Source organism: Herbaspirillum camelliae, from assembly GCF_001929405.1.
GTDB classification, from domain to species: domain Bacteria; phylum Pseudomonadota; class Gammaproteobacteria; order Burkholderiales; family Burkholderiaceae_D; genus Herbaspirillum; species Herbaspirillum seropedicae.
Map to the genome: position 1 here is coordinate 6,026,152 of NZ_KV880769.1, position 25,904 is coordinate 6,052,055.

Below are 25,904 nucleotides of genomic sequence, written 5' to 3' on the forward strand. Positions count from 1 at the left end.
GCCGGCACGGCCCGCAGCGGGACAATGACGGCAGCAACGGTTCACTCCGTTGCTGCCGTTGTCGCTTGTGCTGCGGCCTGTCTCCCTCCTCCTGCCCTACTCTCCTGAATCGGACACCATGCAATCGCTCTGGATGCTTGTCGCATCATTCCTGTTTTCCATCATGGGCGTGTGCGTCAAGCTCGCCAGCGACTACTACAGTACTTCTGAAATCGTGCTGTGCCGGGGCATCATCGGCATCTCGGTGATCGCCGCCCTGGTGCGCGTGCGCGGCGGCACCTTCCGCACACCCTTCCCGCGCGACCACCTCATCCGTGGCGGCGTGGGCGTGATCTCGCTGTGGCTGTGGTTCTATTCCTTCAGCCTGCTGCCGGTGGCCACGGCCACGACGCTGAACTACATGTCCTCGATCTGGATTGCGGTGATGCTGTTCGCGGCCGCCTGGTGGCAGGGCAACAAGAAATTCGAGTGGGGCCTGGCGGCCACCGTGGTGCTGAGCTTCATCGGCGTGGCCCTGCTGATGCGTCCCTCGCTGGACGCCGACCAGTTGCTGGGCGGGGCGATCTCGCTGTTCTCGGGCGTGCTCTCGGCGCTGGTGTACCTGCAGGTGCGCAAGCTGGGGCTGCTGGGGGAACCGGAATACCGCGTGGTGTTCTACTTTTCACTGACCGGCGTACTGGCCGGCCTGGTGGGCAGCGTGGCCACTGGCCGCGTGCCGCTGTGGCACAGCCATTCCTGGCAGGGCGCGGCGCTGGTGATCATGATAGGCTTGACCGCCACGCTGGCGCAGATCGCCATGACCCGCGCCTACCGGCTGGGCAATACGCTGGTCACGGCCAACCTGCAATATACGGGCATCGTGTTTTCCAGCCTCTTTGGTGTGCTGGTCTGGAACGATGCACCAGGCTGGCTCGGCTGGCTGGGCATGGGCGTCATCCTGGCCAGCGGCCTGCTGGCGACCTATCACAACCATCGCAGCAACCAGATCGCCGCGCGCAACCTGCCCAAGGTCGATCCCATTGCCACCGAGGTATAGGAACTGCCAGACCTGCATCATCCATTGCCGCATCCAAGACAAGGAGAAAACATGATCTACCAAACCCTCATCAGCGCCAGCGAACTGAAGGCGCGTGCCGCCCACATCAATCTGGTGATCGTCGATTGCCGCCACGATCTGGCCAACCCCGACTTCGGCCGCCAGGCCTATGCCGCCGGCCATCTGCCGCAGGCGCGCTTTGCCCATCTGGATGAACTGCTCTCCGGTCCCAAGACCGACGCCGCTGGCCGCTTCCATGGCCGCCATCCGTTGCCGGACCGCCAGGAGTTCGTGCAGGCCATGCGCGCGCTGGGTATCAACAACGACACCCAGGTAGTGGCCTATGACGCCCACGGCGGCATGTTCGCCGCGCGCCTGTGGTGGCTGCTGCGCTGGATCGGCCACAGCGACGTGGCCGTGCTGGACGGCGGCATGGCGGCCTGGCAGGCCATCGGTGAACCGCTCAGCGCCGAGACACCGGCGCCGGCCACGCCAGGCCTGATCCAGGATCTCACATCGCTGGTGCAGACCGTCGATGCCCAGGCGCTGATGGAGAACATCAAGACCCAGGCACTGCAGGTGATCGATGCACGCGCACCGGATCGTTTCCGCGGCGAGAACGAGACGCTCGATGCGGTCGGCGGCCATATCCCGGGCGCGAAGAACCGCTTCTTCAAGGACAACCTGCAAGCCGATGGCCGCTTCAAGGGGGCGGCGCAACTGCGCGAGGAATGGCTGACGCTGCTGGGCGATCCGCAGGCGGCAGTGATGCAGTGCGGCTCGGGCGTGACGGCTTGCCACAACCTGCTGGCGCTGGAAGTGGCTGGACTGGCCGGTGCGCGCCTGTATCCGGGTTCGTGGAGCGAATGGAGCTCTGATCCGCAGCGTCCGGTCGCCACCGGAAGCTGATCGGCTCCCATCGGCCTCAGCCCGGGGCCGGTGCGGACAAACCCGCCTCGTGCAGGCGGGCCATGAAAGCCTCGACGAACTGGCCGACCATGGCGGGCGCATCGCGCCGGCGCAGCAAGGCCACTTCGGAATGGAAATCAGGATCCTTCAAGGCCGGGAAACTGACCCCGGCCGCCAGCGAAATGCTGGCCATGCTCTGCGGCACCACGGCGATGCCAAAGCCGGCGTTGACCAGGCTGAGCAGCGAATTCTTGCGCGAAGTGGCGCGCGCCACCCGGGGATAGAAGCCGTGCGCGATACAGCGCTCGGCCACCAGGTAGCTCAAACCGCCGCGATCACGATGCGGCACCGTCACGAAGAATTCATCCCGCAATTCGGCGATCTCCACTTCCTGCCGCTGCGCCAGCCTGTGCCCGGCCGGCACCGCCGCCACCAGGCGCTCGCGATAGAGCACCGTGCTCTCCAGGTTGGGATTGGCGCGCAGGATGGGTAGCCGGGCCAGGCCGATATCGGCGCTGCCCTCGACGATCTCGCGGGCCTGGTACTCGGACGGGGCCTGCGAGATTTCCAGTGAGATGCCAGGAAAGGCCTTGAGCGCTTCGTTCAACATCGGCCCCAGCGGCGCGGTCAACGGCACCGAGCTGGAATGCAGCAGCCGCAGGGCGCCATGCTCGCCCTTGCCGATGGTGCGGGCCTGGGCCACGGCGCGATCCAGGTCGAGCAGGATCTTGCGGCTGCGCTCATAGAAATCCTGGCCGGCCTGGGTCAGCTCGAAGGCCTTGGCCTCGCGTCTGAGCAGCACTACGTCCAGATCTCCCTCCAGCTCCTTGATCTGCCGGCTCAGCGCCGATTGCGCCACGAAGAGCCGCTCGGCGGCGCGGGTATAGCCGCGCGCCTCGACGATCTCGACGAAATAGCGTAACTGCCGGATGGAAATCATGCCTGCCCTCCTTGGTCGATGCTCTCGACCATATCGTTTTGAGATGGCGCGCCGCCCCATTTGATATTGGCCCCGGGCGCAGCGCCAGCCTACAGTAAAGCCATCCGCAGCGCCCATCCCGGGTGCGCCCTGATGAAAGGATGGCCTGTGCTCGACGACCTCGTCCTCTTCCTTGGCCTTGTTGGCTTCGTGTTCAGCATCGGCATGCGCTGGGTGCTGCGCCAGTCTGTCGATGAGCGCCGCCGCACACCGACCAGGACCGGCCAGGAAGAGCTCAGTGCGCGTGCGCCTGGTGCGTCAGCGCCAGCACGATCAGCACGCCTGCGGCGATCAGGATCACCTGGGGAATCGTCTCGCGCAGCGTGGCGCGGCGTTGCATCTGCGGCATCAGATCGGAAACGGCGATGTAGATGAAGCCCGACGAGGCAAAGACCAGCACGAAGGGAATCCACTGCATCCCGCGCTCCAGCATGAAATAGCCCAGCACGCCGCCGGCCACGGCCATGAGGCTGCAGATGAGGTTGTAGACGTAGGCGCGGGTGCGCGAGAAACCGGCATTGAGCAGCACGATGAAGTCGCCGATCTCCTGCGGGATTTCGTGGGCGATGATGGCCAGGCCGGTCACCAGGCCCAGGTGTGGATCGGCCAGGAAGGCAGCGGCGATCAGGATGCCGTCGGTGAAATTGTGCAGGCCGTCGCCCACCAGGATCATCCAGCCGGCCTTGCCGGCTTCCTTCTTGTCATGACCGTGATGATGGCCGTGGCCGTCATCTTCATGGTGGTGGGAGTGGCGCAGGATGGCGGTCTTTTCCAGCAGGAAGAAGGCCAGCAGGCCGCCCAGCAGCACCGCGAACAGGGTATGGGGCTCGGCCTGGGACTCGAAGGCTTCCGGCAGCGCATGCAGCAGCGAGGTGGACAGCATGATGCCCACCGACAGGCTGACCAGCCGCTCCACCATCTTCGACAGCAGGGCGAACGAAAACACCGCAGCCGCGGTGATGCTGATCACGCCGGCCAGGGTCGTGGCCAGCAGGATGGAAATGAGTGTGGAGTCGATGACAGGCCTCTCGGTCATGGCCGGGCGCTGCCGGCCTGCGCCCAAAGCCCGCTATTGTACGCCCGGCGCTACCGCCATGCCATCGGTGCGGCCGGCGCCGGCCAGCAAGAGCGGATTGATGATCAGCACGATCTGGCCATCGCCGAGCACGGTCGCGCCGACCACGCCGGCCAGGGTGGCCAGTTGCGGACCGACCGGCTTGACCACCACTTCGCGATTGCCGCTGACATGGTCGGCCAGCACGGCCATGAGTCCATCATCGCGCTTGATGAGCAGGACATAGGCCGAATCGCTGCCCTCCCCGGCGGGCTCAGGCGCTTCATCCAGCAGGCAATGCCAGGGATGCAGGGGCAGCCGGGCGCCCTGATGCTCCAGTGATTTTTCCGCCAGCGCCTGGCGGGCCTGCGGGCCGCGCAGTTGTACGATGCTGTCGACCAGCATGGAAGGAATGGCGAAATGCTGCTGCCCATGGCGCAGCAGGCAGACATGCTGGACCGCCAGCGACAACGGCAAGTAGAGCGTGAACTGCACGCCCTGTCCGGGCTGCGAATGCACCCGCATCCAGCCGCCCAGGGCAGCCACTTCCGAACGCACCACATCCATGCCGATGCCGCGACCAGCCAGTGCCGAGACCTGCGGCGAGGTGCTCAGGCCGGGCTGGAAGATCAGGTCGGCCAGACGCGCCTGGCTGGCCTCGGCGATGCCGGCAGCACCCAGTTCCAGGGCCTTCTGCCGGATCGCTTCCAGATCCAGTCCGCGTCCGTCGTCGCTGACGCGGATGACGGCCTCGTTGCCTTCGTGGGTGGCCTGTACGGTCAGCCGCCCCGCGGCAGGCTTGCCCTCGGCCAGCCGCTGCTCGGCGCTCTCGATGCCATGCACGGCGGCGTTGCGCAAGAGATGCTCGAGCGGCCCCATCAGCCGTTCCAGGATGGCGCGGTCGATCTGCAGGCGGCAATTGGACAGGTCCAGCGCCAGCGGCTTGCCGGTCTCGGCGGCGACCTGGCGCACCAGGTGCTGCATGCGCACTTCCATGCTGTTGAACTTGACCATGCGCGCATACATCAGCTCCTGCTGCAGCTCGCGCGTATGCGCGGCCTGCTGGCGCAAGCCCTCGCGGGTACTGCTGACGCCGTCCTGCAGCCGCCGCTGGTGCTGGCTGGCCTGCTCCAGGCGCGCGGCAACGCTGTGCGCCAGCGCCTGCATGATGGCCAGGGGAGCATCGGAATCCTCCGCCTGCGCCCCGCTCTGGCGCAGCCATTGGCGCACCTCGGCAGACAGCCGCATGAGCTGCTCGCCCAGCGCCTTGCTTTCCGATTGCAGGCTGCCCACCTCATTGTCCAGGCGGGATCGTGCGATGGAAACCTCGCCGACCTGGTTGAGCAGCTTGTCCAGCACCGTGGTGCGGATGCGGATCAGGGGCGCGGGCAGCACCGGCGCGCGTGCGCCGCCATCGGCCGAGAGCAGCAATGCGGCCTGGGTGAGCGCGGCGAAATGGTCCATTGCAAGGTCATGCAGCCCCAGCAGCGTTTCCAGCGCGGCCAGCGCTGCGCCGCTGCGGTCGGGAACGCCTTCGATGCTGGTCTGCACGCTGCGCAGCGCCGTCTCCATCTGGTGCAGGCAATGGCTCAGACGCCGCGCCCCGACCATGCGCGCACTACCCTTGAGCGTATGCAGCGGCCGCGCCAGCCCGGCCAGTTCGGCATCGGCTACGCCCTGGCGCAGGACTTCCAGGCCCTCGCCGATGCTGCTCATCAATTCCTGCGCCTCTTCCAGGAAAACCGGCAGCAGGGCCTGATCGAGCTCGTCCTGCAAGCCCTCCCATTGCTGCTCACGGGGCGCCAGCCATGGCGCCGGCGGGGTATCGCGGGCGGCGGGCGGGGTCATGTCCGGGGATGGCGAGGTGCGCATGCGCGGCGGCGGCAACAGCGCGGCCAGTTCTTCCTGCGCCACGCTATGGCAGCCGCGCTGGCCCAGGCCAGCGACCGCGCGCTCGATGATGTCCAGCGCCGAGATGTCCAGCCCCTGGCCGGGCGGTTGCGAACACTCCAGCACACGCAGGATGGCGCTGGCGCAGGCTTCCAGGTCAGCCGCGCCGGCGCTGCGGGTGCAGTCGCGCACTGCGGTGAGCGTGCGCAGGTACAGCGGCGGTGCGGGACAGACCAGGCCGCTGTCGACCCGGGCGCGCCAACTGCTGCCCTGCTGGCGCAGGATCTTCAGCAGCGGCTGCAAGGTCTCCTGCAAGGCGTCGCCAGCGGGAAGATCGGGGGGCGGATCGGATGGCAAAGCGCAGTGCATCGGCAAGAACAGCAGCTCAGGACACCGTCACGCGGAAGCGCGACACCGAATTTTCCAGCTGGCGCGCGGCGCCCCACAGCTCTTCATACAGCGCCGATACCTGCTCCCGGCTTTGCTCGATGATGTCATTTTCGGTCAGGATGCCCTGAATCTGCTGCGCCACGCCGTTGGCCGAGACTGCCTGTTCGCGGGTCGATCCGGCCATGCCCTGGATGAGCTCGGCGAGCTTCTCGGAGACGCTGCGGATATCGGCCAGGGCGCTGCCGGCCGCGTCCGAGAGCACGGCGCCTTCGGTCACGCCGGTGGTGGACTTGTCCATGGCCACCACGACGTCGCGGGTGTCGGCCTGGATCATGCGCACCAGCGCGCCGATCTCGCGGGTGGCGGCGCTGGAGCGCTCGGCCAGGTGCTGCACTTCCTCGGCCACCACCGAGAAGCCGCGACCGGCCTCGCCAGCCGAGGCCGCCTGGATGGCGGCGTTGAGCGCCAGCACGTTGGTGCGCTCGGTGATGTCGGAGATCAGTTCGGTGATCTCGCCAATCATCTGCGAAGACTCGCCCAGCCGGGTGATGCGGCCCGAGGTTTCCTGGATCTGTTCACGGATGCCGTTCATGGCCTTGATTGCATTCTCCACCGCCCGCTCGCCGCGTTCCGCGGCCAGCACCGCGTGACGGGCGACGTCGGCCGATTCGTCAGCCGACACCGAAATGCCGGTGATCTGCATCGACATCTCCAGCATGGCCTGGGCGATGCGCTGGATGCGGCGCGCCTGGGCGCGGGCTGCGGCGCCCAGTTCAGTGGTGGTGCCGCGTACCTGCTCCGAGCTCTGCGAGACCTTGGAGGCCATCTGGGTGACTTGCTCCACCAGCGCGCGCAGCGCCTCCACGGTGTGGTTGACCGAGTCGGCAATGGCGCCGGTGACGTCGTCGGAGACCGTGGTGCGTACGGTGAGGTCGCCGTCGGCCACCTTCTGCAGTTCGGTCATCAGGCGCAGGATCGCGGTCTGGGTCAGGTGGTTGGCGCGCATGGCCTTCTCTTCTTCCTGCTGGGCCAGCTGGCGCTGCAGTTCGGCCTGCTGGCGCCGGGCCTCGGCGGCGGCGGCGTTGTTGCGGCTGTTCTGCAATTGCACCAGGGCGATGCCGATGGCGCTCAACAGCGCCATGACCATCGCGACCAGCATGGCCCAGAAGGTCCAGGAACGCGACTTGAGGGCAATCCGGTAGGCATCCTGAAGCTCGGTGAGCTGGCGCTTCAGGGTCTCGTTCTCGACGAAGACCAGGCGCTCGGCCTGCTTGGCGGCGATGAAGTTCTGCAGATGGCCGAGGATGCCGGCGATCTGCGGCTGGTATTGGGCGAAGACGCGCTCAAGCTCGTCGAGTTTTTCGCGCAAATCGGGGTCGCTGGCCGGACGCAGGCGCAGCATCTCATTGCCATCGCGCAGGCTGGTCAGTTGGTCGCCGAAGGCCGTGATGTCCTTGCCGAGCATGAAGGCCGTCTCCGGATTGACGCCGTCGGAAGTCAGGAATTCGTTGGCGCTGCGGCCCAGGCGCAGGGTCAGCATCACCAGCTGGCTGGCCGCGTTCATCTCGCGCGGCGTGGGACGGCTTTGCGACTGCAGCATGGAAATCTGCTCGCTCAGGTCCAGCATCACCGGCAGCAATTGATTGAGCCGCTTGAGGGTGGCGCCAAAGCCGGTCAGTTCCTTTTGCAGGGCAAGAATGTTCTCGGCGGCCAGGTCGCTGCGCCGCCACAGTCGCGTGATGCTCTCCAGCGCCGGCTTCATGGCCGGCTCTGGCAGTCCGATGGTGTTGCCTTGGTAAGCGCCGCCGCTGGTGAGCAGCAACAGCCCGCGATTGAACTCAACCCGGCTCTGGGCCAGTTGCACGAAGGCCTCCGGATTGCCCTGGATGGCGTTGGGCACGGCCTTGCCAAGGCGCTGCGAGTGCATCACCAGGTCAGAGGCGATGTGGGTCTGCAAGGTGGCATGAATGTACAAGCGCGAACCCAGCCAAAGGAACAGGAACAGACCCGCCAAGGACAACGCCAGGATGCCAAGCAGGATGCGGGTCTGGGTGCGCAGCGCGAAGCGGTGCAGGTAAGGCAGGCGCATGCGCGGCCCGATCTCGATCCGGGCGTGCCCGGCAGAGGCGTTGGAAGAATTGGACGAGCTGGGAGAGGTGGCCGGAGCCCGCTCTTTCGATCGGGTGGGCAAGATCAGTTTCATGGCCGGTGCTCCAATCCTTCTTGTTTCCTGATGCTGTGGTGACGATGCTGGCATTGTTCGGTCGCGGCCTTGCAGAGAGCGCAACACTAGCGCCCCACTTGCAGAAATGCCTCATGCTTTGCCAGTGCCGCCAGATCCAGTTCATCCCAACAGGTGCCGCCCTTGTCTTTATAACGCCCGTTAACGGCTGGCAATTCGATTCGGCCCTCGTCATTTTTCGAGATTGGTGTCATTTCTGAGATATCGCGCAAACCCAGCACCGCAGAAATCAGCAATCCGCACTGTGCCGCCAGGGCCGGCGCCAGCACCAGAGCGTGACTGCCCGGGCCGGTGGCCTGGGCCGGCGCACCGGACAGGGCCGCCAGGTCGGCAATGCCGACCAGGTTACCGCGCAGGTTGAGCAGGCCAAGAAACCACGGCCGTGTGGCCGGCACCGGGGTCAGGGCCTGGTTGTCCAGGGGAACGATTTCACTGGTGTGCGACAAGGGGATCAGGCAGGCTTGCGCCCCGATGGCCACGGCCAGGCGGCGCGAGCTCTGGCTCTCGTGGTCGCAGGCTTGCATGCGTTCGATCAGGGAAGCCTGGAAGCTCTGCAGGCTTTCGCGGGATCGCATGGATGGAGACGACGCAGCGGCCTGCGTGTTGATGACGAAATCCTTGGTATGGGGCATGCCCGCCTCTCGGAACGGTAAGTCAAACCAGTCCCCCCACTTCGGCCTGGACCGTAGTGCTTCTTTGGACTGTGGATGCATGGCCCGTCGTATGCGACCGGAATGGCGCGATCGCGACGTGGCGATACGGCTCACCCGGGAATGCAGGCCTCGGTGTCGATAGGGGCAAGCTGGGAGAGGATCGGAGACGCCCCCGCGTCTGTGTTCCGGCACTGCCCAGCTTGTGCTGCTCGTGTTGAGATTCTACCCAGAAACACCCGCATCTTTGCTACATAGCAAAGAGATTGATACCTGCCAATATCAAAAATGATGAAAAAAAACGACGAGTTTCAAATTTGATATAAATCAAATTCGATAACTGAAGAAAAAAGGGGATAGGTGTGATGTTCCATCAGGCAGGAAGACACCACGAAGGACGGCACTTCCAGGCCGCTGCCGGGGCCGCGAAGGCAGCGCCGGCAGGGCCTGTATAGTCAGGCGGTCAGATCGCCACCATCTCGAAGTCTTCCTTGCGGGCGCCGCATTCCGGGCAGGTCCAGTTGATGGGCACGTCGTCCCAGCGCGTACCGGGGGCGATACCTTCGTCCGGCAGGCCTGCTTCTTCGTCGTAGATCCAACCACAGATCAGGCACATCCAGGTTTTGAATTCGGTTTGGCTATTGGTCACGGCTGACTATCCCTAAAATCAATCAAGTAAAATGCTAAGTCAGCTATCTTAATCTAGTCGCCGTGCAAAACCAAACTCCTCCCCTCATTCTGAGCTTCGGCGCTGCCGATCCGGTCGGCGCCACCGGCGTACAGGCTGACCTTGCCACCTATGCCGCCATGGGGTGCCACGGGCTGTCGGTGATCACTTCCCTGCTCATCGGTGACACCGCCCGCGTCGAAGACGTACAGGTCGTCGAAGTGGACTGGGTCGCCGACCAGGCCCGCGTCATCCTGGAAGACATGGCCGTGGCGGCCTTCAAGGTCGGCAACGTGGGCAGCATCGAGAACATCTCGGTGATTGCCGAGATCGTCTCCGACTACCCGGACGTGCCGCTGATCCTGGACCCGTTCACCAGCGCCCTGGCCAACCAGGAAGACGAGGATGACCGCCTCATCGCCATCCGCGAACTGCTCATCCCCCAGGCCACCCTGATGGTGGCCTCAGCCGGCGAGCTGACCCGCCTGGCCGAGACCTGGCGCGAGCCGGTGCCGGGCGATGCGCTCATGCTCGACGCCATGCGCATCATCGAGATGGGCTGCGAGTACCTGCTGGTGACCAATACCCAGACCGACCTGCAGGAAATCGCCAATTCCCTCTTCGACGAGTCCGGGCTGGTGCGCCAGGACGCCTGGCAGCGCCTGCCAGGCTCCTTCGTGGGCGCCGGCACGACGCTATCGGCGGCCATGGCGGCGATGCTGGCCAATGGGCTGGAAGTGCCGCTGGCGGCGGCTGAAGCACAGGAATTCACGCTTGCCGCGCTGGCCAACGCCCAGCGCATCGGCATGGGCAAGCTGGTGCCCGACCGTTATTTCTGGGCGCGCGAATCCGAAGATCCCACCGATCTGGACGCGCCCCCTTCCCTCAACTGAACCGAACCTGGACCCGTTTCCCGCAAGCTCATGACCAAGACCAATGCATCCCTCTTCGCCCGCGCCCAACAGAGCACGCCGGGCGGCGTCAATTCCCCGGTGCGCGCCTTCCGTTCGGTAGGCGGCACGCCGCGCTTCATCGAGCGCGCCGAAGGCCCCTGGTTCTGGGATGCCGAAGGCAAGCGCTACATCGACTACATCGGTTCCTGGGGCCCGGCCATCGTCGGCCACGCCCATCCGGAGGTGATCAAGGCCGTCCAGCAAGCCGCGGCACGCGGGCTGTCGTTCGGCGCGCCGACCGAGGCGGAAATCGAGATGGCCGAGGAAATCATCAAGCTGGTGCCCTCCATCGAGCAGATCCGCTTGGTCTCCTCCGGTACCGAGGCCACCATGAGCGCGCTGCGCCTGGCCCGCGGCGCGACCGGACGCGACAAGATCATTAAGTTCGAAGGCTGCTACCACGGCCATGCCGACTCCCTGCTGGTGAAGGCCGGCAGCGGCCTGCTGACCTTCGGCAACCCAACCTCGGCCGGCGTGCCGGAAGATTTCGCCAAGCACACGCTGGTGTTGGACTACAACGACGCCGCGCAACTGGAAGAAGCCTTCAAGACCGCCGGCAACGAGATCGCCTGCGTGATCGTGGAACCGGTGGCCGGCAACATGAACCTGGTGCGCGCCTCGGACGAGTTCCTGCGCACCATGCGCCGCCTGTGTACCGAATATGGCACCATCCTGATCTTCGATGAAGTGATGTCGGGCTTCCGCGTGGCGCGCGGCGGTGCGCAGGAATTGAACGGCATCGTCCCCGACCTGACGGCGCTGGGCAAGGTCATCGGTGGCGGTCTGCCGGTGGCGGCCTTTGGCGGCCGCGCCGAGGTCATGAAGCATCTGGCGCCGCTGGGCGGGGTTTATCAGGCCGGTACCCTGTCTGGCAATCCGGTCACGGTGGCCGCTGGGATGGCGACCCTGAAGATCATCCAGCAACCCGACTTCTACGCCAACCTGAGCACCCAGACCCGCAAGCTGGCCGATGGCCTGGCCGCCGCCGCCCAGGCCGCTGGCGTGACGTTTGCCGCCGACGCCATCGGCGGCATGTTCGGCCTGTACTTCGATGCCAAGGTGCCGACCAGCTACGCCGAGGTCATGCAGGGCGACAAGGAGCGCTTCAACCGCTTCTTCCACAAGATGCTGGACGCCGGCGTGTACTTTGCGCCCTCGGCCTTCGAAGCCGGCTTCGTCTCCGCGCAGCATAGCGACGCCATCATCGAAGAAACGGTCGCTGCCGCAGCACGCGCCTTCAGCGAGCTGGGCTGACCTGCAGGGAGAGCAATGCGGCACTGCGGCCCATGCTCTATGGGACGCAGGCATGAAAAAAGGACGCCCTGGCGTCCTTTTTCTTCATCCGGCCCCTACCTGTGCATCGGGCCGGAAAGGGGCTGCGCTTACACCGAGAACGACGAACCGCAACCGCAAGTGGTCGTGGCGTTGGGGTTCTTGATGACGAATTGCGCGCCTTCCAGGTCGTCCTTGTAGTCGATCTCGGCGCCCACCAGATACTGGTAGCTCATCGAGTCGATCAACAGCTGGACGCCGTTCTTGCTCATGGTGGTGTCATCTTCGTTGACGATTTCATCGAAGGTGAAACCATACTGGAAACCCGAGCAACCGCCGCCCTGCACGAACACACGCAGTTTCAGGTCGGGATTGCCTTCTTCCTCGATCAGTTGGGCCACCTTGGCGGCTGCGCTGTCGCTGAAGTTGATCGGGGCGGGCATGTCGGTTTGTTGCAGTTCGGCTACGGCATTCATTTCGGACTCCTGCTGGGCTTGAGGCGGATCAATACGGGATCGATAAAGCCATTATAAGCCCTTGCGGATTTTCATGCTTCCGACGATGCAGCCAGCTTCAGTACCGGGGCCTCCTCGGCCTGGTCGTGACTGAGCTTGCCCGACACCAGCGCACCGCCATGCATCTCCAGCGCCTTGTAATAGACATTGCCGGTAATGCGAGCCTTGGGTTGCAGCTCCAGCAGTTCGCTGGAATGGACGTCGCCGATGATCTCGCCATTGACGATCAGGTGCGCCGCATGCACCTGGCCGACCACCTTGGCATGCTCGGAAATGACCAGCACGCTGGGTTGCCCGGTCTCGGCGTTGATATTGCCGTTGATGTGGCCATCGATGCGCAGGCCGCCCTTGAAACCGACGTCGCCCTTGATGGATGTGGACATGCCAATCAGGCTGTCGATCGTGCTTTTGGTCTTGCGTGTAAACATGGAATCACCTCACAGATCTACCGACTGCTGGGCACGTACCTGGCCTCGGTCGAGAACTCGAACTGCAACCGACTTGATGGTCGCCCCTTCAGGAATATTCAGCAAACCTTCCACCCTCTGGTAATACTTGAATACGAGCCGATAACGCGCGAGGTCGGTCGAATTACTTTCAGGAAAGTTGATGATAGCACTCTTGCCGCCCTGCACAATATTGACACTTAGTTGTAGGTTTCCTGCAAATTGCTGTGTGCCGCCGCCACCCTGCATCACCAGCACCCGGTAACGCAACTGGTTGGGAGCCGCCTGCTCGGCCTTGAAGCGCTGGATGGTGATACCGGGCGCGCCCAGGTTGGTGGGCAGCAGGCTGTCGAAGAAGGCCAGGTCTTCCTTCTGCCGGTTGATCTCGGCTTCCAGGTTCTTGACCTGGGTAGCCAGCTGGGCCTGGGCCGACTGGGCGATCTTCAGTTCATTCTGCGACGCATTGGAGGCCGATTGCAAGCGTTCATTTTCGGCGCTGAGCTTTTTGACCTGCTCGCTCAGCTGCTCGACCTGCTCACTGGCGTCGCCCTGCAGTTGCAGGCCGGGCAAGTGATTGCGGCCCAGTTGGTAGGTCCACACCGCCGCCGCCGCGCCTACGGCGACTACCACGGCCCACAGCAAGGCCATCAGCGGCCAGGGCAGATGCCGCTTGATGGTCATCTTCGGCGCCGAGATCGTCATGCGCCGACGCAATAAGCGGTACTTCACGGCAGAACCGGGACTTGCTGCAAGCCAGTGGTCTCATCCAGCCCGAACATCAGGTTCATGCACTGCACGGCCTGGCCGGAAGCGCCCTTGACCAGATTGTCCTGGACCACCAGCACCACCACGGTATCGCCGTCGCCGGGACGATGCACGGCCAGGCGCAGCATGTTGGAGGCGCGCGTGGTGCGGGTCTCGGGGTGCGCACCGAAGGGCAGCACGTCGACGAAGGGTTCGTCCTTGTAGGCGTCTTCGAACAGCGCCTGCAGGGCGGCGTTGTCGATCTCCTTGGTCAGGCGCGCGTACAGGGTGGAATGCATGCCGCGGATCATCGGCACCAGGTGCGGCGTGAACAGCAGGCCGACCTTGTCGCTGGTGAGGTGCGACAGGCGCTCGATGGTTTCGGGCGAATGACGGTGGCCGGAGACACCGTAGGCCTTGAAGTTGTCGGAAGCCTCCGAAAACAGCAGGCTCAGCTCGGCCTTGCGGCCCGCCCCGGAGACGCCCGACTTGCAATCGGCGATCAGGTGCGAGGCGTCGATCACGCCGGCCTTGAGCAGCGGGGCGTAGCCCAGTTGCATGGTGGTCGGGTAGCAGCCCGGATTGCCCACCACGCGCGCCTTGCGGATGGCTTCGCGGTTCAGCTCGGGCAGGCCGTAGGCGGCTTCCTTCAACAGATCGGTGCAGCTGTGCGGGAGCTTGTACCACTTCTCGAAGGCGGCCACGTCCTGCATGCGGAAGTCGGCAGCCAGGTCGATCACCTTCACGCCCGCGGCCACCAGCTCAGGGGCCTGCGCCATGGCCACGCCGTGCGGTGTGGCGAAGAAGACCACATCGCATTCGGTCAGCTTGGCCTTGTCAGGCGAGGAGAAGGCCACGTCCACGCGGCCGCGCAGGGACGGATACATCTCGGCCACCGGCATGCCGTCTTCCTTGCGCGAGGTCACCGCCTGCACCCGGGCTTCCGGGTGGGTAGCGAAAATACGCAGCAATTCGACGCCGGTATACCCGGTTCCGCCAACGATACCTACTTTGATCATGTCTGGTCCTTGCGAAAAATGGCGAAGAAAATACGCCGTGGCGGCCTGCGCCTGACGCGCGTGCAAAATACACACTGGAAAGCTTTCAATTCTAGCAGGAGAATATTTCCCGCTGATTTCCCGCCAGGAAGTTATTCCAGTAAAAAGTGGAAATTATCGTAGCGATTGCCACCGGGCCGAGCTCGGCAGCAATGCGGCGAGAAAAGCAAAAAGCCGTCGGCATCGATGCCGACGGCTTTCCGTAATGCAAGAAACGATTAACGCTTCGAGAATTGCTTTGCGCGACGTGCCTTGCGCAGACCAACCTTCTTACGTTCGACTTCACGCGCGTCACGGGTGACGAAGCCTGCGTTGGACAGAGCCGACTTCAGGCCAGCGTCGTAGTCGATCAGGGCGCGGGTGATGCCGTGGCGAACAGCGCCGGCCTGGCCGGATTCGCCGCCACCGTGGACGTTCACCTTGATGTCGAAACGTTCGACGTTGCCGGTCAGTTCCAGCGGCTGACGGATCACCATCAGGCCGGTTTCGCGGGAGAAGTACTCAGCGGCGGGCTTGCCATTGACGATGATGTTGCCCGAACCTGCCTTGATGAAAACACGCGCCACTGCACTCTTGCGACGGCCGGTTCCGTAATTGTAGTTACCGATCATGTCTGTTCCTTAGAGGGCGAGGGGTTTCGGTTGCTGCGCGGCGTGCGGATGGTTGCCATCTGCATAGACCTTCAGCTTCTTGATCATGGCGTAGCCCAGCGGACCCTTGGGCAGCATGCCCTTGACGGCCTTCTCCAGCGCACGGCCGGGGAAACGCTGTTGCATCTTCAGGAAGTTGGTTTCGTAGATGCCGCCCGGATAACCGCTGTGGCGGAAATAGGTCTTTTCAGTGGCCTTGGTGCCGGTCACGCGCAGCTTGCCTGCGTTGACGACGACGATGAAGTCACCGGTATCGACGTGCGGAGTGAATTCGGGTTTGTGCTTGCCGCGCAGTCGGAGTGCCACTTCGCTGGCAACACGTCCGAGGACCAAGTCCGTCGCGTCAATCACGAACCACTCGCGCTGAACCTCATGGGCTTTAGCGGAAAAGGTCTTCATGTTTGACTTTCTCTATCAATGTATAAACGCTCAAATGGCGGTTCCGCTCATGCGGGCCAGCCGGCGGATGCCTGCTGTCCTTGGTGTTTCGCTTCGCGGACTCATCCTTTTATCTTCCCGAGCGCATGGGAAAGCCGGCAAGTATAGCCTTTTCAAGGACTTAGCGTCAAAAGGTTTCGCGGGATTTGTGGCGGGAAGGGCGCGCCTGGGCCGATTGCTTCCACCTTTTCGTTTCCTGCACGACAATTTTGCCGCCAGGAACCCGAAAAATGGACAAAAAAAACCCGGACACTGTGGTTCCGGGTTTAATCCACACCATTGAGGAGGGTGGAGGAGACATCGTTACGTGCTGCAAAAACTTCCGTTGAATTCAATATAGCAAAGCGCTTTGTGCGTTGCAATAAGATTGCAGCGTCTAAATTGTAACTGTCTGAAAGCGGCGTCACATTTGGGTTACAGACGGCCTAGCTGATGACAACATAGCAAAAAACGGATGTCTAATAGACAATTTTTCTGCAGCGCAAAAAGTTATCACCCACGCCAGCCCGCCCTTCTCTGCCCGCCGCCGCTGCGTCGCAGGCGATCAAAAGCTACAATACCGGCCTTCACTCAACCGATTGGGACGATACAGATGGAATGCACAGTGCGCTGGACCGGCTTGTCCGGCATGACCTTCACAGCTGAAACGGGCTCGGGCCACCTGTTGACCATGGATGGCGCACCCGACGGCGGCGGCCGCAACCTGGCGCCGCGTCCGATGGAAGTGGTGCTGGCCGGCACGGGCGGCTGCACCGCCTATGACGTGGTGGTGATCCTGCGCAAGAGCGGCCAGGACGTGCGCGGCTGCGACGTGACCCTCAAGTCCGAACGGGCCGACACCGACCCCAAGGTCTTCACCAAGATCCACTTCCACTTCACCGTGCGGGGCCGCAATCTCAAGCCCAACGTGGTGGAGCGCGCCATCAAACTGTCCCATGACAAGTATTGCTCGGCCTCGATCATGCTGGAGAAGACCGCCGAGATGACGCACTCCTTCGAGATCATCGACGACATCACCGATACTTCCTCGGCGGCCGCGCAACAACAGTAAGCGGCGCAGCGCCCACGAAAAAAGCGGCCGAGGCCGCTTTTTTCATGTCCCACCAGGCCCTGCCTCAGATGCGGTAAGCCACCGTGGTCATCACCTTGGCCATGGCCTTCATCAAGCCCTTGACGGGCGCCGGCATCTCGGCCGCGCCCAGGTCGCGCGCGGCCTGGCCATGCTCGATCTCGTCGATGCGCATCTGGTCGACAATGGCGCGGGAGCGGTTGTCCTGCGCCGGCAGCTTGTCCAGATGGCCCATGAGATGGTGCTCGACCTGGCGTTCGGTCTCGGAGACGAAGCCAAGGTTGCGCGCATCGCCCAGACGGGCGGCAATGCTGCCCAGCACATAGGCCCCCCCATACCACAGCGGATTGAGCAGGCTGGTGTGCGACCCCAGCTCGCGCAGGCGCTCAGCGGTCCAGGCCAGGTGATCCTCTTCCTCGATGCCGGCGCGGGCAAAGGCGTTCTTGATCTCGGCCTTCTGCGCGAAACGCCCCTGGGCGTCGTACAGCGCCTGGGCGCACACCTCGCCGACATTGTTGACCCGCATCAGCCCGGCCGCGTGGCGCTTCTCGGCCTCGCTCATGACACCGTCCGGCAGACCGCGTCCCGGATTGGGACGACTCTCGAACACCACGCCGTTGATCACGCGCAGGGCCTTGTCGAAATCGCTAATCAGTTCATCGACGAATTGCATACAGCTCGCCTTTCTCTTGCTAGTGAGGACATCCCGGCCAGCTCGCCGCCGGGGACGGAGGAACAGGGTCGATGCGCCTATGCGCTCAGACCATCTTCCAGTTCATCTGTTCACCGGCCGACAGCGGCACCACGGTTGCCTCGCCCATGGGCAGTTCAGCCGGGATGGACCAGGTCTCGCGCTTCAAGGTGACCGTGCCGGTATTGCGCGGCAGGTTGTAGAAGTCCGGGCCGTTGAAGCTGGCGAAGGCTTCGAACTTGTCCAGCGCACCCGCGCTGTCGAAGGCTTGCGCGTAGAGCTCCAGGGCATGCAGCGCGGTATAGCAGCCGGCACAGCCACAGGCGTGTTCCTTGGCGCCCTTGGCGTGCGGGGCCGAATCAGTGCCGAGGAAGAACTTGTTGTTGCCCGAGGTGGCCGCAGCCACCAGCGCCTTGCGGTGGGTCTCGCGCTTCAACACGGGCAGGCAGTAATAGTGCGGACGGATGCCGCCCTTGAAGATCTCGTTACGGTTGAACAGCAGGTGGTGCGCAGTGATCGTGGCGGCGGTAGGGCCTTCGCCGGCCAGCACGTAGTCGGCCGCTTCCTTGGTGGTGATGTGCTCGAACACCACCTTCAGTTCCGGCATGGCCTGGCGCAGCGGCTTCATGATGCGCTCGATGAACACGGCTTCGCGGTCGAACAGGTCGATCTCGGGATCGGTGACTTCGCCGTGGACCAGGAAGGGCATGCCCACCTCCTGCAGCACTTCCAGGGTCTTGTAGCACTTGGAAAGGTCGGTCACGCCGGCATCCGAATTGGTGGTGGCGCCGGCCGGATAGAGCTTGACCGCCTTGACGAAGCCGCTGTCCTTGGCGCGGCGGATCTCATCGGGCGGGGTATTGTCGGTCAGGTACAGCACCATCAGCGGCTCGAAGGACATGCCTTGCGGCAGCGCGGCCAGGATGCGCTCGCGATAGGCGCCAGCCTGGGCGGTGGTGGTCACCGGCGGCTTCAGGTTGGGCATGACGATGGCGCGGGCGAACTGGCGAGCGGTGTGCGGCAACACGTCCTGCATGGTGGCGCCGTCGCGCAGGTGCAGGTGCCAGTCGTCCGGGCGGGTGATGGTCAGTACATTGCTCATTGCGGATCTTTCGGTCTTGGTGTGGGTGTCGGTCTGAGGATGACGGATCAGGCGAGGCATCCCGGCGGATGCGGGCTGTGGAGAGCCAGCCGCGATGTCTTCAGGATCGACATTCTACCGTAGCCGTCAAGCACCCCGGAACGCCCGCCCTGCCGCCCTTTTGATATAGCCCAAACGACAAGGGCCGCCCCGTTGCCGGAGCGGCCCTTGCGGCAGGACAGGCTGGCGCGATCAGTGCGTGATGATCTTGGCAAGGAAGTCGCGTGCGCGTTCCGAACGCGGCGAAGCGAAGAACTCGTCCTTGGCGCAATCCTCGACGACCACGCCCTTGTCCATGAAGACCACGCGGTTGGCGACCTTGCGGGCAAAGCCCATTTCGTGGGTCACGACCATCATGGTCATGCCTTCCTGCGCCAGGCCGACCATGACGTCGAGCACTTCATTGATCATTTCCGGGTCCAGCGCCGAGGTCGGTTCGTCGAACAGCATGGCGATCGGGTCCATCGACAGTGCACGGGCAATGGCCACACGCTGCTGCTGGCCGCCGGAGAGCTGGCCGGGGAACTTGTCCTTGTGCGCCAACAGGCCCACGCGGTCCAGGTACTTCAGGCCCTTTTCGGTGGCCTCTTCCTTGGAACGGCCCAACACCTTGATCTGGCCGATGGTCAGGTTCTCGCGGATCGAGAGGTGCGGGAACAGCTCGAAGTTCTGGAACACCATGCCGATGCGCGCGCGCAGCTTGGACAGGTTGGTCTTGGGGTCACCGACCGAGACGCCATCGACGGTGATGGTGCCTTTCTGGAACGGCTCCAGGCCGTTGACGGTCTTGATCAGCGTGGACTTGCCGGAACCGGACGGGCCGCACACGACCACCACGTCGCCCTTCTTGACGGAGGTCGAGCAGTCGGTCAGGACCTGGAAGCTGCCGTACCACTTGCTGACATTGTTGAGTTCGATCATTTGATTCTCCTGGATTTCTGAATTCTGGATGCACTGGCCGCTCGCCTTCACCGGCGGCGGCGGTCAAAGGCGTTAGCGGATGATCGCGATCTTCTTCTGGAAGCGCTTGACCAACTGCGACAAGCTGAAGCTGAGAATGAAGTAGACCACGGCCACGAACAGGTACATTTCCACCAGGCGGCCATCACGCTGGGCGATCTTGGAGGCGCTGGTGACGAAGTCCGGCACCGAACCCAGCACGTAGACCAGCGAGACGTCCTGGAACAGCACGATGGTCTGCGTCAAGAGGATCGGGGTCATGTTGCGGAAGGCCTGCGGCAGCACCACGTTGCCCATCATCTGCCAGTAGTTCATGCCGATCGCATAGCCGGCGAACACCTGGCCACGCGGGATGGACTGGATGCCCGAACGCATGATCTCGCAGTAATACGCGGCTTCAAACAGGATGAAGGTGATCAGGGCCGATTCGAAGGCGCCGACCTGGATAGGTTCGGAGGCGCCAATCATCCAGGCGCCGATGAAGGGCACCAGGAAGTAGAACCAGAAGATCACCAGCACCAGCGGAATGGAGCGGATCAGGTTGACGTAGGTCGTCGCGATGAAGGACAGCGGCTTGTTGGACGACAGGCGCATCATCGCCAACAGCGTACCCAGGATGATGCCGCCGGCCATGGCCGAGAAGGTCAGGATCAGCGTGAACTTCAGACCGGTCGTGAACAGGTAGAACCAGGAACGCTGGATGACGTCGAAATCGAAATTGCTGAACATGGATCAATGCCCTCCTGCACTGGTGCTGCCGCCGGTGATGTAACCCGGTACGGCGGTGACCTTTTCCAGCAGACGCGCCATGAACAGCGCGATGACCGAAATGATCACGTAGATGATGGTGGCGCCGGTCAGGGCCTCGAAGGTCTGGAAGGTGAACTCGCGCATCGAATAGGTCGCAGCGGTCAGCTCGACCAAGCCGATGGTCAGCGCCACGGAGCTATTCTTGATGATGGCGGCGAATTCATTGGTCAGCGCCGGGATGATGATGCGGAAGGCCATCGGCAGCAGCACATAGCGATAGGTCTGCACCGGCGTCAAGCCCAGTGCGGCACCGGCCATGCGCTGGCCGCGCGGCAGCGCCTGGATGCCAGTGGTCACCTGTACCGCTACGCGGGAAGAGGTGAAGAAGCCCAGCGCCAGGGTCGCCGTCACGAAGGAGGCGTTGGGCAGGCTCTTGATCCAGTCGCCCATGGCCGCAGGCAGCAGCTCGGGCATCACGAAGTACCAGAGGAACATCTGCACCAGCAGCGGAATGTTGCGGAACAGTTCCACATAGCCATTGGCGATGCGCACGACCCAGGGCTTGGTGGTGGTACGCAGGGTACCGAAGATGGTGCCAAGGATCAGTGCCATGATCCAGGCGCAGGCCGCAGTGGCCAGGGTCCATTTCAGGCCCGCCAGCAGCGTGTCGATGTAGGGGATACCATCGGGAGACATCTCCCAGAAGATCCCCCAATTCCAGTTGTAATGCATAAATGGCCTCGTCTGTGTATCGAAGTCTGTGTTCTGTCGGGCGCGGTCACCAGGCAAATGCCGCGCCGCTTGTTGTGTGTTCGGTCGCCAGGCGCCGCCGACGATCTTGCCCCCAGGCAAGCGCAGCGGCGCTGGCTAAACAAAACGGGGGACAGGCCCCCGTTTCGTCAGATTGCACCAGGCAATACGCCGATTACTTCTTCTTGCCCATGTTCTTCTGGGCTTCCGGCACGACAGCATAGGCAGCCGGATCATAGGAGTCGGTCGGCTTGGCCAGCACGGCCTGCAGCTGCGGGCTCATCGGAACGTTCAGGTTCACACCCTTGGGCGGGATCGGCGACTGGAACCACTTGGCGTAGATCTTCTTGATGTCGTCGCCCTTGTAGACCACGGTCAGCGCATCGTCCACGACCGTCTTGAACTCCTTGTCACCCTTGGGCAGGATCAGGCCGTACGGCTCCACCGACAGGGCTTCCGAAGACACCTGGTAGTCGCCAGGGGCCTTGGAGTTGGCCGCCAGCGAGGACAGCAGGATGTCGTCCATCACGAAGGCGGCGGCACGGCCGGTTTCCACCATCAGGAAGGCTTCGGCGTGATTCTTGGCAGCTAGGATGTTCATGCCCAGGTTGCGTTCGGCGTTCAGCGCAGTGATCTGCTTGAGGTTGGAGGTGCCGGAGGTCGAGACCACGGTCTTGCCCTTCAGGTCTTCCAGCGTCTTCAGGTTGGCTGCCTTCTTGGACAGGAACTTGTTGGCGGTCACGAATTCGGTCACCGAGAAGGCCACCTGGTTCCAGCGCTCCTGGTTGTTGGTCGCGGAGTCGCAGGAGATATCGGTGGTGCCGTTGGCGATCAGGGGGATACGGGTGGCCGAGGTCACCGGAACCATCTTGATGTTCAGCGAGGTCAGGCCCAGCTTCTTCTGGATGGCAGTGGCGGCCTTCAGGCACAGGTCGATCGAGTAGCCCTGGTAGGACTGCTTGTCATCCAGATACGAGAACGGAATCGACGAATCGCGCACGCCCAGCGTCAGCGTGCCGGAGTCCTTGATCTTCTTCAGACGACCAGTGAATTCTTCAGCGTGAACCGAGCTCATCAGCACGCTTGCACCGACCAACACCCCTGCTAGCTTCAATAACTTCATTGTGTGACCTCCTGGAAAAATTTTTTACGTAGTGTATCAAAAGCCCTCTCCCCGAAACAGCGCAAACCGCCCGTGGACAAGGCCGCCGGCTCTATTGGCGAGCCTGTTGTTGTTCTCTGCCGTGATGCCTATTTTCTGCCTTAACTCTCTGCTTTACCAGCATTGTCTGCCCGCCCCTGGTCGTCCTCTTGCTAAAAACCACCCCCACGGCGAAGCCACTGCTGACACATTACTCATACGCAACTCGGCGGGCGCATTGTACGCCATCTGCCCCCGGGTCATGCAATCCGCAAAAACCCTCATCGGGATGAGGCGTCGCCGCGCGCCTCATCGACACCTTGGCCCGCACGTGCCGAGACAAACAATATCGCCATCCGGCAGCGATAACGGGATTCCTTCGAGCAATATCCATGCCAGAACACCCTCGCCCCACGCATGCGTGCAACGCATACCAGCCTGCGCCAGACGAGCAGGACATGCGCAAGCAAAGCAGCGGATGGAGAAATGCGGGGTCAATGGCAGGACTGCCGGAAAACCGCACTGCACGCAGGCTGGCGAGGCGGTCGGTAATGCGGGATGGAAGGCTGAAGAACAACGATCGGCAGCGATGGACACCACTACCAGGAAGACGCATGCGATCAGGCCGCTCGCATGCGCCAGACGCACATGCGGCAGCGCCCGGCATGCACATGCCGGGTCCGTCCTGAATCAGTGTGCGCCGCAAGGCCAGCCGGCCTGCGGTGCGCGTATGCACTGCAACCACGTCTCCTCCTTGACCTTCTCAATCGGCCGACGATCTTCTATCGGATCGTCTTGGGCCGGGTCACCCCGGTCGCCCGGGGGTGCTGCGTGATGGAATTACGGATACAGGCCGCGCATCTCACGCGCCTGCAGTACGCGGGTGCAAGCCACGATGAAGGCTGCGGTGCGCAGCGACACCTTCTTCTCGTCGGCCAGTTGCCAGACGGCGGCGAAGGCTTCGCGCATGATGCGGGTCAGGCGCAGGTTGATCTCGTCTTCGGTCCAGAAGAAGCTGGAGAAATCCTGCACCCACTCGAAGTAACTGACAGTCACGCCGCCGGCATTGGCGATGACGTCCGGCACGATCAGCACGCCCTTGTCGCGCAGGATGTCGTCGGCTGCCGGCGTGGTCGGGCCGTTGGCGCCTTCCAGGATGATCTTGGCCTTGATCTGGTTGGCGTTGGCCTCGGTGATTTGCTGTTCCAGTGCAGCAGGCACCAGAATGTCGCAATCGACCGACCAGAATTGGGCGCGATCAGTGATCTCGTCTGCGCCAGCGAAGCCCTTGACGCTGCCGTTCTTGGCGACGTAGGCCTGCAGCGCCGGCACATCCAGGCCACCGGCGTTGAACACCGTGGTCACGTGGTCCTGCACCGCCACCACCTTGGAGCCGGCCTCGGCGAACAGGCGTGCAGCGATGCCGCCGACGTTGCCGAAACCTTGCACCGCCACCTTGGCGTCCTTGATCTCCAGGCCGCGCTTGGCGGCGGCTTCGCAGCCCACCACGAAGACGCCGCGACCGGTGGCTTCATGACGGCCCAGGCTGCCGCCCAGCGAAATGGGCTTGCCGGTGACCACGCCGGAAGAGGTGCTGCCCTGGTTCATGGAGTAGGTATCCATCATCCAGGCCATGATCTGCGAATCGGTGTTCACGTCCGGCGCCGGGATGTCCTTGTTGGGGCCGATGATGATGCCGATCTCGCTGGTGTAGCGGCGCGTGACGCGCTGCAGTTCACCACGGGAGAGGGTCTTGGGATCGACGCGGATGCCGCCCTTGGCGCCGCCATAGGGCACGTTCACGGCTGCATTCTTGATGGTCATCCAGGCCGACAGCGCCATGACTTCCGACAGCGTCACGTCCTGGTGGAAACGCACGCCGCCCTTGCCGGGGCCGCGCGAGGTGTTGTGCTGAACACGGTAACCCTCGAAGTGGGCAATGGTGCCGTCGTCGCGCTCGATGGGCACATCGACCACCAGCATGCGCTTGGGACGCTTCAGGGTTTCGACCCAGCGCGCCAGCGAGCCCAGGTAGGGCGTGACGCGGTCGATCTGTTCGAGATAGACGCCCCACGGGCCAATGCCGTGCGGGACGAGATAGGAAGGCACTTCGTGATTAGGTACGTTCGACATGATGCAATCGCTCCTTTGGGTTGCCGCGCTGTGGTGGACAAATAAGGCTTCCAAATTCCGACGTTCGCCAGGGCATGTTACTCCGTGATCACCTGCGCGCAAATCCTGCCTTCAGGCAAGGCGGCGCATGGCACGGAGGCGCGCCATGCCAGCCCGACGCCTCCTGCGCCTGCTGGAAATTCGTGCCTGTCCGATTCAGCGCCGCCATCGTAGCCAGCCGGCCAATCCTAGGCTAATGCTTTGTGAGCATGTAACTATGCATGCTATGCATAACCATGCAAAACCCTTTTCCCATAAGGGATTACGGATGATCAACAAGGATTTTTTTGGCGTATTCAGCCCTTTTCGGCGGCACGCCCTGCCTTGCCACCCGAGGTGCGCGCACTCCCTTTGCCCCCCTCCTGACGCTGCGCATCGAGCTCCACCAGATACTCCCACAAGCGCGCCACCAGCGCCTTGCCAGCGCGCTGCGCAGTGGGGCGTTCGCGGTAGAGGCGAATCTCCATTTCCACTTCCCATTCCCCGGAGGGCACATCGGTGCGCGCCAACTGGCGGTTACGTACTTCGCGTACCACCGAGGATTCCGGCAGGAAGGCCACCCCATGGCCCTCCAACGCCATCATCTTGAGGCTCTCCGACATGTCGGTCTCGTAGTGCTTGTCCAGATGCAGCGGGCGTTTGGTATCGGCCATCATCAGCTCGACCATGCGCCCCAGATAGGCGTTGCTGGTGTAGGAGAGGAAGGGAACAGGAGCCTTGGCGCTGCCCGGGAAAACGTAGTCGGGCTTGCCGTTGCGGTCGCAGCGCGAATAGGGACGCAGGGTCTCCGTACCCATGGTAAGCATGTCATAGCGGCTGGCATCGAGCTGCACCGGCTGGCGCGGGTGGTGGTAGCAGAGCAGCAGGTCGCAGCCGCCTTCGACGATGGTCATGACGGCGTCGTGGACGTTCAAGGCGATCAGGCGCGTATTGATGGAGCCAAAGCCGGATTCCAGCGCGCTCAACCACTTCGGCATGTAGGTCAGCGACAGGGTATGCGGCACCGCAAAGTCGATGGTGGTCTGCGCGGTGGGACGCTTGCCGCGCAACAGCGCGCGCGTGTTGTTGATCTGGCCGAGCATGGCCACGGCCTGCTCGTAGAAGACTTCGCCGGCGGCCGTCAGGCGGGTGGGATAGGAGGTGCGGTCGATCAGGTCGGTGCCCAGCCAGGCCTCCAGCGACTGGATGCGTCGCGAAAAGGCCGGTTGCGTCACATGTCGCAGCTCCGCCGAGCGACTGAAACTGCGCGTTTCCGCCAGGGAGACGAAATCCTCAAGCCATTTGCTTTCCATTGCCCGCCCACTTCCCGTTCTAGGTCGAATGGCGAATTGTGCCGC

The 25,904-nt window shown here is 63.3% G+C and carries 26 protein-coding genes; 6 read left to right on the plus strand and 20 right to left on the minus strand.

All coding sequences use genetic code 11. The features are described 5' to 3' along the window. The first annotated feature begins 118 nt into the window (after positions 1-118). On the plus strand, positions 119-1,036 hold the full coding sequence (locus tag BGK68_RS26875) for a DMT family transporter (protein ID WP_075259592.1): 918 nt from the start codon (positions 119-121) through the stop codon (positions 1,034-1,036). Between the two features lie 51 nt (positions 1,037-1,087). Beyond that, the gene (locus BGK68_RS26880; protein WP_075259593.1) at positions 1,088-1,945 is read left to right on the plus strand and encodes a sulfurtransferase; all 858 of its coding nucleotides are present in this window, start codon (positions 1,088-1,090) and stop codon (positions 1,943-1,945) included. A 16-nt stretch (positions 1,946-1,961) separates the two neighbouring features. Here BGK68_RS26880 and BGK68_RS26885 read toward each other — a convergent pair whose 3' ends face one another. The 6 genes from BGK68_RS26885 to BGK68_RS26910 all read right to left on the minus strand — a co-directional run bounded on the left by BGK68_RS26885 (position 1,962) and on the right by BGK68_RS26910 (position 9,766). Then, positions 1,962-2,885: a LysR family transcriptional regulator gene (locus BGK68_RS26885; protein ID WP_075259594.1), complete on the minus strand. Its 924-nt coding sequence runs from the start codon at positions 2,883-2,885 to the stop codon at positions 1,962-1,964. Positions 2,886-3,159: 274 nt separating this feature from the next. After that, positions 3,160-3,960: a ZIP family metal transporter gene (locus tag BGK68_RS26890; protein ID WP_083657967.1), complete on the minus strand. Its 801-nt coding sequence runs from the start codon at positions 3,958-3,960 to the stop codon at positions 3,160-3,162. A gap of 33 nt (positions 3,961-3,993) precedes the next feature. After that, on the minus strand, positions 3,994-6,225 hold the full coding sequence (locus BGK68_RS26895; RefSeq protein WP_233149431.1) for a chemotaxis protein CheA: 2,232 nt from the start codon (positions 6,223-6,225) through the stop codon (positions 3,994-3,996). 28 nt (positions 6,226-6,253) lie between these two features. Beyond that, positions 6,254-8,461 (minus strand): methyl-accepting chemotaxis protein, encoded by a 2,208-nt coding sequence (locus tag BGK68_RS26900; RefSeq protein ID WP_075259596.1) that lies wholly within the window; start codon positions 8,459-8,461, stop codon positions 6,254-6,256. A gap of 86 nt (positions 8,462-8,547) precedes the next feature. Then, positions 8,548-9,132: a chemotaxis protein CheW gene (locus tag BGK68_RS26905; RefSeq protein ID WP_075259597.1), complete on the minus strand. Its 585-nt coding sequence runs from the start codon at positions 9,130-9,132 to the stop codon at positions 8,548-8,550. Between the two features lie 481 nt (positions 9,133-9,613). Beyond that, positions 9,614-9,766, minus strand: coding sequence for a rubredoxin (locus tag BGK68_RS26910; protein ID WP_034311797.1), 153 nt, complete (start codon positions 9,764-9,766; stop codon positions 9,614-9,616). A gap of 95 nt (positions 9,767-9,861) precedes the next feature. On the opposite strand from BGK68_RS26910, the gene thiD reads away from it, so the two are divergent. After that, a complete protein-coding gene (gene thiD / locus BGK68_RS26915; RefSeq protein ID WP_075259598.1) occupies positions 9,862-10,710 on the plus strand; it encodes a bifunctional hydroxymethylpyrimidine kinase/phosphomethylpyrimidine kinase in 849 nt (282 codons plus the stop codon). A 30-nt stretch (positions 10,711-10,740) separates the two neighbouring features. Next, positions 10,741-12,024, plus strand: coding sequence for a glutamate-1-semialdehyde 2,1-aminomutase (gene hemL, locus BGK68_RS26920; protein WP_075259599.1), 1,284 nt, complete (start codon positions 10,741-10,743; stop codon positions 12,022-12,024). A 128-nt stretch (positions 12,025-12,152) separates the two neighbouring features. Here hemL and erpA read toward each other — a convergent pair whose 3' ends face one another. From erpA to rplM, 6 genes are all read right to left on the minus strand, one after another. Beyond that, on the minus strand, positions 12,153-12,518 hold the full coding sequence (erpA, locus tag BGK68_RS26925) for an iron-sulfur cluster insertion protein ErpA (protein WP_008331898.1): 366 nt from the start codon (positions 12,516-12,518) through the stop codon (positions 12,153-12,155). Between the two features lie 71 nt (positions 12,519-12,589). Further along, a complete protein-coding gene (locus BGK68_RS26930) occupies positions 12,590-12,985 on the minus strand; it encodes a bactofilin family protein (protein WP_013235785.1) in 396 nt (131 codons plus the stop codon). Between the two features lie 9 nt (positions 12,986-12,994). Further along, positions 12,995-13,705: a DUF6776 family protein gene (locus BGK68_RS26935; protein ID WP_075259600.1), complete on the minus strand. Its 711-nt coding sequence runs from the start codon at positions 13,703-13,705 to the stop codon at positions 12,995-12,997. A 23-nt stretch (positions 13,706-13,728) separates the two neighbouring features. Then, complete coding sequence (gene argC / locus BGK68_RS26940; protein ID WP_075259601.1) at positions 13,729-14,766, minus strand: N-acetyl-gamma-glutamyl-phosphate reductase; 1,038 nt, start codon at positions 14,764-14,766, stop codon at positions 13,729-13,731. A 257-nt stretch (positions 14,767-15,023) separates the two neighbouring features. Next, positions 15,024-15,416, minus strand: a complete 393-nt coding sequence (gene rpsI / locus BGK68_RS26945; RefSeq protein WP_006461968.1) for a 30S ribosomal protein S9 — start codon at positions 15,414-15,416, stop codon at positions 15,024-15,026. 9 nt (positions 15,417-15,425) lie between these two features. Beyond that, positions 15,426-15,854, minus strand: coding sequence for a 50S ribosomal protein L13 (gene rplM / locus BGK68_RS26950; RefSeq protein ID WP_013235788.1), 429 nt, complete (start codon positions 15,852-15,854; stop codon positions 15,426-15,428). On the opposite strand from rplM, the gene BGK68_RS27760 reads away from it, so the two are divergent. Beyond that, complete coding sequence (locus BGK68_RS27760) at positions 15,853-16,176, plus strand: hypothetical protein (RefSeq protein ID WP_143433180.1); 324 nt, start codon at positions 15,853-15,855, stop codon at positions 16,174-16,176. The genes rplM and BGK68_RS27760 overlap by 2 nt on opposite strands. Positions 16,177-16,485: 309 nt before the next feature. After that, positions 16,486-16,944, plus strand: a complete 459-nt coding sequence (locus BGK68_RS26955; RefSeq protein WP_075259602.1) for an OsmC family protein — start codon at positions 16,486-16,488, stop codon at positions 16,942-16,944. 64 nt (positions 16,945-17,008) lie between these two features. Here the strand turns inward: BGK68_RS26955 and coq7 are convergent, their stop codons facing one another. The 8 genes from coq7 to BGK68_RS26995 form a co-directional block, all read right to left on the minus strand. Beyond that, entirely contained in the window at positions 17,009-17,635 is a 627-nt protein-coding gene (gene coq7, locus BGK68_RS26960) for a 2-polyprenyl-3-methyl-6-methoxy-1,4-benzoquinone monooxygenase (protein ID WP_013235790.1), read from the minus strand. Between the two features lie 85 nt (positions 17,636-17,720). Next, the gene (gene pyrC, locus BGK68_RS26965; protein ID WP_075259603.1) at positions 17,721-18,755 is read right to left on the minus strand and encodes a dihydroorotase; all 1,035 of its coding nucleotides are present in this window, start codon (positions 18,753-18,755) and stop codon (positions 17,721-17,723) included. Positions 18,756-18,986: 231 nt separating this feature from the next. Next, positions 18,987-19,715, minus strand: coding sequence for an amino acid ABC transporter ATP-binding protein (locus BGK68_RS26970; RefSeq protein ID WP_017452427.1), 729 nt, complete (start codon positions 19,713-19,715; stop codon positions 18,987-18,989). A gap of 72 nt (positions 19,716-19,787) precedes the next feature. Continuing rightward, positions 19,788-20,483, minus strand: coding sequence for an amino acid ABC transporter permease (locus tag BGK68_RS26975; RefSeq protein WP_075259604.1), 696 nt, complete (start codon positions 20,481-20,483; stop codon positions 19,788-19,790). 3 nt (positions 20,484-20,486) lie between these two features. Further along, positions 20,487-21,236 carry an amino acid ABC transporter permease gene (locus tag BGK68_RS26980; RefSeq protein ID WP_075259605.1) on the minus strand — a complete coding sequence of 250 codons (750 nt, stop codon included), beginning with the start codon at positions 21,234-21,236 and terminating at the stop codon, positions 20,487-20,489. Between the two features lie 193 nt (positions 21,237-21,429). Further along, complete coding sequence (locus tag BGK68_RS26985; RefSeq protein WP_075259606.1) at positions 21,430-22,377, minus strand: amino acid ABC transporter substrate-binding protein; 948 nt, start codon at positions 22,375-22,377, stop codon at positions 21,430-21,432. 858 nt (positions 22,378-23,235) lie between these two features. Beyond that, positions 23,236-24,528, minus strand: a complete 1,293-nt coding sequence (locus BGK68_RS26990; protein WP_075259607.1) for a Glu/Leu/Phe/Val family dehydrogenase — start codon at positions 24,526-24,528, stop codon at positions 23,236-23,238. 335 nt (positions 24,529-24,863) lie between these two features. Continuing rightward, entirely contained in the window at positions 24,864-25,859 is a 996-nt protein-coding gene (locus tag BGK68_RS26995; RefSeq protein WP_075259608.1) for a LysR family transcriptional regulator, read from the minus strand. Between the last annotated feature and the right edge of the window lie 45 nt (positions 25,860-25,904).

What these genes read in the sequence shown, in the direction of transcription:
- BGK68_RS26875 (WP_075259592.1), top strand. Translation starts at nt 119, where the DNA reads ATGCAATCGCTCTGGATGCTTGTCGCATCATTCCTGTTTTCCATCATG.
- BGK68_RS26880 (WP_075259593.1), top strand. Translation starts at nt 1,088, where the DNA reads ATGATCTACCAAACCCTCATCAGCGCCAGCGAACTGAAGGCGCGTGCC.
- BGK68_RS26885 (WP_075259594.1), bottom strand. Translation starts at nt 2,885, where the DNA reads ATGATTTCCATCCGGCAGTTACGCTATTTCGTCGAGATCGTCGAGGCG.
- BGK68_RS26890 (WP_083657967.1), bottom strand. Translation starts at nt 3,960, where the DNA reads ATGACCGAGAGGCCTGTCATCGACTCCACACTCATTTCCATCCTGCTG.
- BGK68_RS26900 (WP_075259596.1), bottom strand. Translation starts at nt 8,461, where the DNA reads ATGAAACTGATCTTGCCCACCCGATCGAAAGAGCGGGCTCCGGCCACC.
- BGK68_RS26905 (WP_075259597.1), bottom strand. Translation starts at nt 9,132, where the DNA reads ATGCCCCATACCAAGGATTTCGTCATCAACACGCAGGCCGCTGCGTCG.
- BGK68_RS26910 (WP_034311797.1), bottom strand. Translation starts at nt 9,766, where the DNA reads ATGTGCCTGATCTGTGGTTGGATCTACGACGAAGAAGCAGGCCTGCCG.
- hemL (WP_075259599.1), top strand. Translation starts at nt 10,741, where the DNA reads ATGACCAAGACCAATGCATCCCTCTTCGCCCGCGCCCAACAGAGCACG.
- erpA (WP_008331898.1), bottom strand. Translation starts at nt 12,518, where the DNA reads ATGAATGCCGTAGCCGAACTGCAACAAACCGACATGCCCGCCCCGATC.
- BGK68_RS26930 (WP_013235785.1), bottom strand. Translation starts at nt 12,985, where the DNA reads ATGTTTACACGCAAGACCAAAAGCACGATCGACAGCCTGATTGGCATG.
- BGK68_RS26935 (WP_075259600.1), bottom strand. Translation starts at nt 13,705, where the DNA reads ATGACGATCTCGGCGCCGAAGATGACCATCAAGCGGCATCTGCCCTGG.
- argC (WP_075259601.1), bottom strand. Translation starts at nt 14,766, where the DNA reads ATGATCAAAGTAGGTATCGTTGGCGGAACCGGGTATACCGGCGTCGAA.
- rpsI (WP_006461968.1), bottom strand. Translation starts at nt 15,416, where the DNA reads ATGATCGGTAACTACAATTACGGAACCGGCCGTCGCAAGAGTGCAGTG.
- BGK68_RS27760 (WP_143433180.1), top strand. Translation starts at nt 15,853, where the DNA reads ATGTTTGACTTTCTCTATCAATGTATAAACGCTCAAATGGCGGTTCCG.
- rplM (WP_013235788.1), bottom strand. Translation starts at nt 15,854, where the DNA reads ATGAAGACCTTTTCCGCTAAAGCCCATGAGGTTCAGCGCGAGTGGTTC.
- BGK68_RS26955 (WP_075259602.1), top strand. Translation starts at nt 16,486, where the DNA reads ATGGAATGCACAGTGCGCTGGACCGGCTTGTCCGGCATGACCTTCACA.
- coq7 (WP_013235790.1), bottom strand. Translation starts at nt 17,635, where the DNA reads ATGCAATTCGTCGATGAACTGATTAGCGATTTCGACAAGGCCCTGCGC.
- pyrC (WP_075259603.1), bottom strand. Translation starts at nt 18,755, where the DNA reads ATGAGCAATGTACTGACCATCACCCGCCCGGACGACTGGCACCTGCAC.
- BGK68_RS26970 (WP_017452427.1), bottom strand. Translation starts at nt 19,715, where the DNA reads ATGATCGAACTCAACAATGTCAGCAAGTGGTACGGCAGCTTCCAGGTC.
- BGK68_RS26975 (WP_075259604.1), bottom strand. Translation starts at nt 20,483, where the DNA reads ATGTTCAGCAATTTCGATTTCGACGTCATCCAGCGTTCCTGGTTCTAC.
- BGK68_RS26980 (WP_075259605.1), bottom strand. Translation starts at nt 21,236, where the DNA reads ATGCATTACAACTGGAATTGGGGGATCTTCTGGGAGATGTCTCCCGAT.
- BGK68_RS26985 (WP_075259606.1), bottom strand. Translation starts at nt 22,377, where the DNA reads ATGAAGTTATTGAAGCTAGCAGGGGTGTTGGTCGGTGCAAGCGTGCTG.
- BGK68_RS26990 (WP_075259607.1), bottom strand. Translation starts at nt 24,528, where the DNA reads ATGTCGAACGTACCTAATCACGAAGTGCCTTCCTATCTCGTCCCGCAC.
- BGK68_RS26995 (WP_075259608.1), bottom strand. Translation starts at nt 25,859, where the DNA reads ATGGAAAGCAAATGGCTTGAGGATTTCGTCTCCCTGGCGGAAACGCGC.